Raw genomic sequence first — 9,173 nt, forward strand, 5'->3', positions numbered from 1 at the left:
CGGTCGCTAGTGCGGATGCCGCTCGGTCGCATACGGGTTGGCCTCGCCGCTGCCCGGCGGACGCAAGGTGTAGCGCTTGTAGGTCCACTGATATTGCGCCGGGTCGCGCCGGGCGATCTGTTCGATGCCGGCGTTGAGCGCGCTGGCCGCACGCACCGGGTCCGCATCGGCCACTGCCGGGTCGGCCGGTTGCACATGCAGCGCGAACTGCAGATCGTCGCCGGCGCGCTCGCACCAGCCGTACAACACGATCGCCCCGGTCCGCTCGGCCAGCCGGTTGACCAAGGTCATGGTCAAGGCCGGAATGCCGAAGAACGGCGCGAACACGCCATCGCCCATCTTCGGTTGCTGGTCGGGCAGGATGCCGACCGCGCCGCCGTCCTTGAGCACCTTGAACAACTGCCGCACTGCCGGGCCTTCGGCGCGCACCTGGCGCACGTTGTGGCCACCACGTGCCAACTGCAGGAAGCCATCCACCGCCTCGGACTCCGGCGGCCGGTAGACAATCGCGATCGGCCCGCGTTCGGACAGCCACTGGTTGAGCAATTCCCAGTTGCCGAAATGGGGCGCCGCCACGATGACCCCGCGCCCGGAGGCCAGCGCGGCGTCGTAGAGTTCCTGGCCGTTGCGCTGCAGGCGCGCCAGGTTCTCCGCCGGCGGGCGGGTCCAGGTGCGCAGCACTTCCAGCGTCTGCCGCGCGGTCGATTGCAGGATCTGCGCATGCAAGCGCGCGCGCTGCTCGGCGCTCAGTTCCGGATACGCCAGCTCCAGATTGCGGCGCGCCACGCGTGATTCGCGTGCATTGAGCTTGCGCCAGCTCCAGGCCAGCGTGTCGGCCACGCGCTTGAGCAACGGCCACGGCAAGCGGCCCACGGTGGCGGCGGTGGCATACAACAGGCGAGCGCGAACATCAGGTGTCATCGGCGCAATTCTAAACAGCGCAGACCACGAAGGCCCGCGCGTGACAGTGCCGGCAGCGCTGGGCATGCTGCGCGGCACAGTTTGCCGCCCGAGAATGCCCATGCTTGCACTGATCCAGCGCGTCACCCGCGCCGCCGTCACGGTCGATGACCAGATCGTCGGGCAGATCGGCCCCGGGCTGCTGGCGCTGATCGGCGTGGAGCCCGGCGACAGCGACGCGCAGATCCGGCGCCTGGCCGAGCGGCTGCTGAGCTACCGGGTATTCGGCGACGACGCCGGCAAGATGAACCGCTCACTCACCGATACCGGCGGCGGCCTGCTGCTGGTCAGCCAGTTCACCCTGGCTGCGGACACCAGTTCCGGCAACCGCCCAGGCTTCAGCACCGCCGCGCCGCCACTGGAGGCTGAACCGGCGTTCAATCGATTGGTGGCGATCTGCCGCGAAAAACATCGCGGTGGGGTGGAAACCGGGCGTTTCGGTGCCCATATGGTTGTCGACCTGGTCAACGATGGCCCGGTGACCTTCCTTCTCAGACCCTAGATACACCACGTCCACCAGCGGTCCCGTCTTGAATCCGGCAGACCGGGCTTCACGCTGGTATAATGCTAGGTTCTCTTTCCAATCTCAAAGCCGGTGGCGCGAGCACTCATGGCCAACGAACGTCCTGCCCAGCAATCCGACATCAAGCTACTGATCAGCAAGGGCCTGGAACAGGGCTATCTGACCTACGCCGAAGTCAATGACCATCTGCCCGACGACCTCGTCGACCCGGAGCAGATCGAAGACATCATCAGCATGATCAACGGCATGGGCATCGATGTCCATGAAGTTGCACCCGATGCCGAAACCCTGTTGCTCAACGATGGCAACACCGGCAACCGCGAGGTTGACGACACCGCCGCCGAAGAAGCTGCCGCCGCGCTGACCGCGCTGGACACCGAAGGTGGCCGCACCACCGACCCGGTGCGTATGTACATGCGCGAAATGGGCACGGTCGAGCTGCTAACCCGCGAAGGCGAAATCGCCATCGCCAAGCGCATCGAAGAAGGCCTCAGCCAGGTCCAGGCCGCATTGGGCGTGTTCCCGCTGTCGACCGAAATGCTGCTGGCCGATTACGAAGCGCACAAGGAAGGCAAGAAGCGTCTGGCCGAGATCGTGGTTGGCTTCAACGACCTGATCGAAGAAGCCGATGCAGCCGCTGCTGCGCTCGCCGCGGCCGGCCCGGTCGCCGTGTCCGACGATGAAGCGGTCGACGAAGACGACGACGAAGACGGCGATGACGAGGCCGCCGAAGAAGAGGCCGGCCCGACCGGTCCGGATCCGGTGGAAGTGGCCACGCGCATGGAGAACTTGGCCAACGAATACGCCAAGTTCAAGAAGGCCTATGCCAAGAACGGCGCCGAGCACAAGCTGGTGGTCAAGGCCCGCGAAGACATGGCCGCCATCTTCACCACGCTCAAGCTGCCGCTGCCGCTGACCGACGCGCTGGTCACCCAGCTGCGTGGCGTGGTCAATGGCATCAAGGATCACGAGCGCAAGGTGCTGCACCTGGCCACCACCGTGGCACGCATGCCGCGCAAGGACTTCATCCGCTCCTGGGAAGGCAACCAGACCAACCTGGAATGGGTGGAAGACGCACTCAAGCGCAAGCAGAAGTGGTCGTCGGCGCTGCGCGACGTCAAGGACCAGATCATCTCCGAGCAGCAGGGCTCGATCGAGATGGAAAAGGCCAACTACCTGACCCTGGGCGAGATCAAGGAAATCAGCCGTGCGATGGCCTATGGCGAAGCCAAGGCGCGCAAGGCCAAGAAGGAAATGGTCGAGGCCAACCTGCGTCTGGTGATCTCCATCGCCAAGAAGTACACCAACCGCGGCCTGCAGTTCCTGGACCTGATCCAGGAAGGCAACATCGGCCTGATGAAGGCCGTGGACAAGTTCGAATACCGTCGCGGTTACAAGTTCTCGACGTATGCCACGTGGTGGATCCGTCAGGCCATCACCCGTTCGATCGCCGATCAGGCGCGCACCATCCGTATCCCGGTGCACATGATCGAAACGATCAACAAGTTGAACCGCATTTCCCGTCAGATGCTCCAGCAGTTCGGTCGCGAGGCCACGCCGGAGGAGCTGGCCAAGGAAATGGACATGCCCGAGGACAAGATCCGCAAGGTGATGAAAATCGCCAAGGAGCCGATCTCGATGGAAACCCCGATCGGCGACGACGAGGATTCGCATCTGGGCGACTTCATCGAGGACACCAATGTGGAGTCCCCGATCGACAACACCACCAACATCAATCTCTCCGAGACGGTGCGTGACGTGTTGGCCGGCCTCACCCCGCGCGAGGCGAAGGTGCTGCGCATGCGCTTCGGTATCGACATGAACACCGATCACACGCTGGAAGAGGTCGGTAAGCAGTTCGACGTCACCCGTGAGCGGATTCGTCAGATAGAGGCCAAGGCGTTGCGCAAGCTGCGTCACCCGAGCCGTTCGGAACAGCTGCGCTCGTTTCTGGATATCGACTGATGCCGCGGTCGTAACCGTGCAGTGATCACACAGCAGCCCCGCTCATGCGGGGCTGTTGCGTTATGGCGCAGGCAGTTGGCTATGCTTGGTAGCGGGCAGCGATTGGTCGCATGCAAGGCATGCGTCCGTGAGGTAGCGCCGCGATGTTTCACGTACCGCCGACGAAGCTACACGGCCACGCAACATTAAACCGATGTTTCTGCAAACCTCACGTGGCGTTCTGACCGCGACTTCTAAGTTGGCCGACGAATGGAGACGAGATTGCTTTATGAGCAGGCAAAGCCGCTTTGAAACTACCACGTACCGCGAACACGAGATCCGCGTACGCGCCGAGCAGGCTTCCCCTGATGCCAAGTGGACGCTGTGGGTGGACGTGTACGCGCTCGGCGGCAAGCGCCAGCCGCGTATCGGTTGCAATGGGCTGGCCTATGCGACGTACCAGGAGGCCATTGCGCACGGCTTCCGCGCGGGTCGGCAGCTGATTGATGGGCAGTTTGAGACGGCTGATGCGTAAGGGGCGGGGATTTGGGATTGGTGATTCGGGATTGGTAGGTTTGCTGGGTGCGTCTAGATGACGCGATCGCGTGCATCACGCAAGAAATCTGATGCCAAAGCCCAGCCGCCGCTGGGCTTTTCGTTGTAGGCAGCCGACACGGGATCTCGCGGCAGTGAGCGCTGTATTGCTGCAGGCAGAGGGCGCATAGCAGACACGGCAACGTCCACACAGGTAAACTTTCGCGTCCGCGGCACGGCCCGACATGCTCGCCATCTCGCCGCCAGACACACGGGCCTATAGCTCAACGGTTAGAGCAGAGGACTCATAATCCTTTGGTTCCAGGTTCGAATCCTGGTGGGCCCACCATAAAAACAGGGGGTTGCGAATGTGCATACCCCCGTCAGCCTCCGCCGGTGCCTACTCCGTGCCTACTTCCGGCGTGCTGCTCTCGCCGTCGCTTTGCTTGATCGTGTGGCTTACCCAAGCGTGCAAGCGCGACACCGGCCACAGGCTCTTGCGGCCGACCTTCACCGGCGCCGGGAACCACTTTTCGCGCACGCCGCGGTAAATGGTGCTCTTGCCCAGGCCGGAGATTTTTATCGCCCGTGCAAGCGGCGCGAACTCGTCGCGGTCTTGTGCTTCAACGCCCATCGGAACCACCAACATTTGAACCTCCCAGATAAGGCAGCTTGCATAGATCCATCTGCCGGTTTGGTTGTAGAGAATGTGCCAAAATCGCGCTGAGGACAGTCACTGAGGGCATGTAATGGCATTGATGCCATGCAGCGAGTGCGGCAAGGAGATCAGCAGTTTGGCGACGGCCTGCCCGCATTGCGGAGCACCAGCCAAGCACGCCCATGTGGTCCAGGGTACGAGGCCGACCACCGCTCGAATCACCTCGCCGGCCGGCAATAGCGCGCTTCTTAAAATGGTCCTCACTTTCGCAGCGCTTATCGCAGGCCTGTTTTTGGTGATGTTCATCATCGCGGTTATTGAAGAAAGCAACGATCCGCAAAGTGCTGAGCGATATCGCGGTAGGCAGGCGATCAAGGTTTGCAGAGAGCAGTTCGAGCAAAAGGCAGCGGACCCCGTTGCCAGGTCGTCCTACGCTTCTGCGTGCGCCAGGCTGGAGAGCGACTTCAAAACGAAGTTCGGGCGAGATCCCTAGCCAAACGGTTAGGCGGCTCACTTGCGTTGCTCCTGTCTGCGATAGCAACGAACTTCCCAGTTATTCCCGCGCCGGCTCATGAAGCAGTCGAAGCCGGCGGCATCCTGTGAATCCGCAAAAGCAGCGGCATCGTCCACTGAGCTGAACGTCTGACGCGAGTCGGTCATGTCCTTCGATCTTGCGACCAGCCACAGGATCGCAACAGCCACGGCGCCGACGGCGAAGGACGCAAAAGTGATTGCGGCGATGTATAGCCAAGCGGAGCCAGATCCGAGCGAGTACAGGCCCAGATAGAGCGGCGCATGTAAGTCAATGCAGGCCTGCACGGCTCAGCCCTCCAGCTTCGAAAGGCGCAGCGCCTGCTCGAGCACCAGGAACAGGCGGCGCATCTCGGCCGACTGCAGCGCGAAGCGCGCATCCAGCTCCGCACGCGCACCGTCGCCCTCGACGTCGTCGAGCTGGTCCAGCGCGCCATCCAGGAACCTGAGCTTCCGGATCACCAGGTCATCGCCCAGAACGAACGACAGGTTGTCGTCCAGCACCAGCGCCAGCTTGGTGACCTGCTTGCCGGCCTCCAGGTGCTTCTCGATCTCGTCGCCGCGCAGCTCCTGGTGCTGGCACTTCACGATGGCGCCGCCCTCGATCGGGTCGCGCAGCTCGGCCTCCTCGCCGATGCTGAGCGATTCCGGCAGCGGCTCGCCGGCGATCCAGCCGGTGAGCACTGCGCGCGGCGCCATCTGAGCGTTGAGGGGCAGGGCCGGGAAGCTGCCGAGCATGCCGCGGATCTCCGATACCGCGCTTTCGCCAACCTTGCGGCTGGACGTGTTGACGATGGCCACGCCGTGGGCCAGGTCGAGGATCACATCGGTGCGCGAGTTGCGCACGAAGGCCTTGGGCAGCAGCTCGTGGATGATGTCGTCCTTGAGGCGCTTGCGCGCTTTGCCGCCGGGGCGCCGGCCTTCCTTCTTCTCGATGTCGGCGCACTTTTGCTCGAGCGCGTCGTTGATGACGGCGCCGGGCAGCATCTTGTCCTGGCCGCCGACGGCCAGCCAGAGGAAGTCGCCGATGCGGTGTGACAGCTGCTCGGTCTCCTCGCGGCCGAACGGCGAAACGAAGCCGCGCGATGACATCTCCAGCGGGCCGACGGGCTTGAGTGCGCACTGCGGCAGCAGCTGCTCGACGGCGGAGAGGTCGAGGGAGGCAGGGAAGCGGAACATGGTGAGGTTGCGAAAGAACATGGTTGATCCTTGAAGTCAGAATTAGGGGAGGCGCTGGAAGCTGATGACCCACATCCAGGGATCGGCGTCCCAGTCGCCGCCGGTGCCGCCCCATAGATCGGCGAAGCTGGTCACCGGATTCGCCGCATAGAAGCGCCCGTCCTCGACGTGGAAGCCGTGACCGTCGGCATGTCGCGTGATTCCCTCAGCCAGCGCATCGGCCTCGCTGATCGCCTGCAGCCGCTCGACGCGCACGTCGGTGATCTCCAGCACCAGGCGGCAGGCCCAGCGCGGCATATGGATAGAAGGGACGTTCCCGCGCGCGGCCGCATCCGGCATGCACCAATCTTCCGCGGGCGGGTTGTGCCAGGTGTGCGCGATCCATTCACCGTCAGCCGCGTAAGTGACGCCGACGCTATCGCAGTCACAGGCGTCCATCGCACAGCTGTGAATGACGCTGGGCCGCCACGTCTCGCGCACCCACAGCCGGTCGCCGGGCTGGCCGAAGGGGCATTTCCAGCTCCCGAATTCCGGCACCTGGCCAGCCTTTATGCCCGCATGCCAGACATTGTTCATGTCGCTGCGGATCCAATCTGCGCGATGATCAGGTGGTGGTTCCACCGCGCGTCGTGTCTGCGACTTCGCGCCGGACAGGATGGCGCGCACCTCGTGTGCTTTGAGGCGGATGGGGCGCTCACGCATGGCACGCCTCCACTTCGGTCGTCAGCTCGGCGATAAAGGCCGGCCACAGCTGCTGCCAGAAGCCAAGGGCCTGCGGGTTGTCGACCTTGCCGATCTGGCTGCCGCCGTACAACAACGTTTCGTAGAGCCAGTCCTTCCGCTCGACAAGCATGCCAAGTTGCGACTCATTGTCGATGCCATCGCGGAGCGCGTCGTAGCGCTCACGCGCCTCACTGTGAGTTATCTCGCGCTGCCGCCGGTCGTCGATGATCAGCCGTCGGATGTCGGTCACCGCTTTCTCGCCACAAAAGATGTGGCTCTGCGCGCCCCAGAGTTTGTTGATTGCGTAATCGCGGCCGATCTTGGCCAGGAACCAAGCGGCCGGGCCACCCATGCTGGTCCAGGTGTGGCCCACGGTGCCGAACGTGGTGTGGCAGGCCAGCACGCACCAGTGGCGCGTGCCGCTGCGTCCGTCAGGCTCGTTCCCCTCGGTCAGGTAGAACCGGCCGTGTTCGCCGTTTGCGGCGATGGTGAAACAGGTGGCGGTCTCACGCATGGTGTTGCTCCTTGTCGATCGCCGCGAAGTGCTGCGGCAGGTGTGAGAGGTCTGGGCGCTGGCCGTTGCGCCAGGCGGTCTGGTAGTGGCGGCCGAACTGCTCGCGAAGCTGTTCGATCTCGCGGGCTTCGGGCGACTGGGTGGCGCGGCGCAGCTGCCGGGCGCTCTCGTAGCGCTGCAGGCGCGCTGCGGCGGTGATGTCCGGCGCCATGCCGGTGAGGTTGTGCTGCACGATGGCGTCGAGGCCGCGGCCGAGGAGGGCGATGGTCATGCGGCCTCCGACATTTCACACAACCCAAGGTCAGATGTGCAGCCTCCGCCAGCCTGGTCGTCGAAGAACATCGCGAACTGGCGACCGCCGCGGTCTGTCTGTGCCCATTCGACCAGCGTGCGGATCCGCGAGTACTCGCCCGGCCGGTCGCGGTCAGTTGGGTCGGTCACGGCCGGGAAAAAGGTCGCCGACCGGCGCTTGTTTGCCGCGGCCACGATCGCCTCCCACTGCTCGATGCGGTCGATCTGATCCGGGAACCGATGCGCGATCTCCCGCAGCTCACTCTTTCGGCAGTTGATGCAGGGCATGCAGCCGACGCGGCCCATCCCCTGGGCGTAGAGCGGGTTAGGCGCAATGCCGTGGCGCCGGTGCTGCGCCCACACATCGGCCACGGTCCACCGGAAGATCGGCCGCCAGACCATCGACCCAGATTCGTGCCTGTTGAAACGCGGCTGCTTCGCCCGGTTGCGGCTTTCGTCCGCTCGGATCCCAAGCCACTGCAGCACCGGCCCGGTGCGCAGCATCTCGCCCACCACCTGCGTGGTGATCGGGATGGTCTTCAGTTCCTCGGTGCAGAACTGCGCCATCCGACTTGGAAATCGCCCCTTGGAGATGCATAGGTCCAAGAACGGGTTGCCAGTCGGCTCATGAAGGGCCGCCGCCTGTTCGACAATTGCATCGGAGATGCCCTGCGCCGGCCACTTCTCCAGGATGTACGAGCGATGCTGCGCAAGTTGCCGGGTGAAGTCGGCGCGCACTGTCTCCACCGCAGGCCCGCCTGTGCGCTCTGCAAGGCGCGCCACGTACTCCAGCGTTGCCTCGTGCTCGTTGCCGGTGTCGGCGAACACGGCGCGGAACGGCCGGCCTGACTCGATCGCCTTGAGGTAGGTGGCGGTGCTGTCCTTGCCGCCGCTGACGTTGACCAAGTGCTGGATCATCGGCGTGCCTCCATGCGGTTGAACGCGCGACGCACCAGGTAGCCGCGCACGATCGAGATGACCGTATAGGCGGCGGTGATCCCGAAGGCCTTGCCGGCGCCGACCGAATAGCCGAACGCCGCCAGGATGGGAGGCGTGACGGCCCACGAGATGGCAAAGCCGATCGCGGTGCTGACGTTGGCCTCGAGGAACGACTGGAGCTTTGACTGGCTCACTTCGTGATCAACCTGGTGGTGTAGGGGACGATGGTTTCTGCGCGGCGCGCGACGGCGCGCTCCTGGCTGGCGGTGCCTTGCCAGATGCGCCACGGGTGCGCGCCGGGCTTCTTGGCGCGGGCAAGGGCGGCGCGCTGTTCCGGTGTCTGCGTGGTGCTCATGCGCGCGCGCTGTGCGTACGGC

The 9,173-nt window shown here is 64.2% G+C and carries 14 protein-coding genes and 1 tRNA gene; 5 read left to right on the top strand and 10 right to left on the bottom strand.

The genetic code is table 11. From position 1 onward, the window contains the following. Positions 1-6: 6 nt before the first annotated feature. The gene (locus tag J7396_RS16680) at positions 7-1,023 is read right to left on the bottom strand and encodes a lauroyl acyltransferase (protein WP_209261753.1); all 1,017 of its coding nucleotides are present in this window, start codon (positions 1,021-1,023) and stop codon (positions 7-9) included. Here J7396_RS16680 and dtd point away from each other — a divergent pair. From dtd to J7396_RS16700, 4 genes are all read left to right on the top strand, one after another. Beyond that, the gene (gene dtd / locus J7396_RS16685; protein ID WP_008572800.1) at positions 1,022-1,462 is read left to right on the top strand and encodes a D-aminoacyl-tRNA deacylase; all 441 of its coding nucleotides are present in this window, start codon (positions 1,022-1,024) and stop codon (positions 1,460-1,462) included. The genes J7396_RS16680 and dtd overlap by 2 nt on opposite strands. Before the next feature lie 108 nt (positions 1,463-1,570). Beyond that, positions 1,571-3,448 (top strand): RNA polymerase sigma factor RpoD, encoded by a 1,878-nt coding sequence (rpoD, locus tag J7396_RS16690; RefSeq protein WP_008572798.1) that lies wholly within the window; start codon positions 1,571-1,573, stop codon positions 3,446-3,448. Between the two features lie 193 nt (positions 3,449-3,641). Beyond that, on the top strand, positions 3,642-3,962 hold the full coding sequence (locus tag J7396_RS16695; RefSeq protein ID WP_011348769.1) for a hypothetical protein: 321 nt from the start codon (positions 3,642-3,644) through the stop codon (positions 3,960-3,962). 272 nt (positions 3,963-4,234) lie between these two features. Beyond that, positions 4,235-4,310 (top strand) — tRNA-Ile (locus tag J7396_RS16700). A gap of 51 nt (positions 4,311-4,361) precedes the next feature. On the opposite strand, the gene J7396_RS16705 is transcribed toward J7396_RS16700, so the two are convergent. Next, a complete protein-coding gene (locus J7396_RS16705) occupies positions 4,362-4,610 on the bottom strand; it encodes an AlpA family phage regulatory protein (RefSeq protein WP_209261754.1) in 249 nt (82 codons plus the stop codon). 100 nt (positions 4,611-4,710) lie between these two features. Here J7396_RS16705 and J7396_RS16710 point away from each other — a divergent pair, with 100 nt between their 5' ends. After that, positions 4,711-5,112 carry a zinc ribbon domain-containing protein gene (locus J7396_RS16710; RefSeq protein ID WP_209261755.1) on the top strand — a complete coding sequence of 134 codons (402 nt, stop codon included), beginning with the start codon at positions 4,711-4,713 and terminating at the stop codon, positions 5,110-5,112. Between the two features lie 17 nt (positions 5,113-5,129). On the opposite strand, the gene J7396_RS16715 is transcribed toward J7396_RS16710, so the two are convergent. The 8 genes from J7396_RS16715 to J7396_RS16750 form a co-directional block, all read right to left on the bottom strand. Further along, the gene (locus J7396_RS16715) at positions 5,130-5,438 is read right to left on the bottom strand and encodes a hypothetical protein (RefSeq protein WP_209261764.1); all 309 of its coding nucleotides are present in this window, start codon (positions 5,436-5,438) and stop codon (positions 5,130-5,132) included. 3 nt (positions 5,439-5,441) lie between these two features. Next, positions 5,442-6,350, bottom strand: coding sequence for a recombination-associated protein RdgC (locus tag J7396_RS16720; protein ID WP_209261756.1), 909 nt, complete (start codon positions 6,348-6,350; stop codon positions 5,442-5,444). A gap of 21 nt (positions 6,351-6,371) precedes the next feature. Then, positions 6,372-7,031: a hypothetical protein gene (locus J7396_RS16725; protein WP_209261757.1), complete on the bottom strand. Its 660-nt coding sequence runs from the start codon at positions 7,029-7,031 to the stop codon at positions 6,372-6,374. After that, on the bottom strand, positions 7,024-7,566 hold the full coding sequence (locus J7396_RS16730) for a hypothetical protein (RefSeq protein WP_209261758.1): 543 nt from the start codon (positions 7,564-7,566) through the stop codon (positions 7,024-7,026). Before J7396_RS16730 ends, J7396_RS16725 begins: the two co-directional genes overlap by 8 nt. Next, positions 7,559-7,837: a hypothetical protein gene (locus J7396_RS16735; protein WP_209261759.1), complete on the bottom strand. Its 279-nt coding sequence runs from the start codon at positions 7,835-7,837 to the stop codon at positions 7,559-7,561. The genes J7396_RS16730 and J7396_RS16735 overlap by 8 nt, the downstream gene beginning before the upstream one ends. Next, a complete protein-coding gene (locus J7396_RS16740; protein ID WP_209261760.1) occupies positions 7,834-8,775 on the bottom strand; it encodes a phosphoadenosine phosphosulfate reductase family protein in 942 nt (313 codons plus the stop codon). The genes J7396_RS16735 and J7396_RS16740 overlap by 4 nt, the downstream gene beginning before the upstream one ends. After that, complete coding sequence (locus tag J7396_RS16745; protein WP_046933447.1) at positions 8,772-8,990, bottom strand: hypothetical protein; 219 nt, start codon at positions 8,988-8,990, stop codon at positions 8,772-8,774. The genes J7396_RS16740 and J7396_RS16745 overlap by 4 nt, the downstream gene beginning before the upstream one ends. Next, positions 8,987-9,173: hypothetical protein (locus J7396_RS16750; protein WP_209261761.1), on the bottom strand; the 187-nt coding region annotated here is incomplete at its 5' end. The genes J7396_RS16750 and J7396_RS16745, both read right to left, overlap by 4 nt.

The organism is Xanthomonas sp. A1809 (assembly GCF_017746015.1).
Classification (GTDB): domain Bacteria; phylum Pseudomonadota; class Gammaproteobacteria; order Xanthomonadales; family Xanthomonadaceae; genus Xanthomonas; species Xanthomonas euvesicatoria.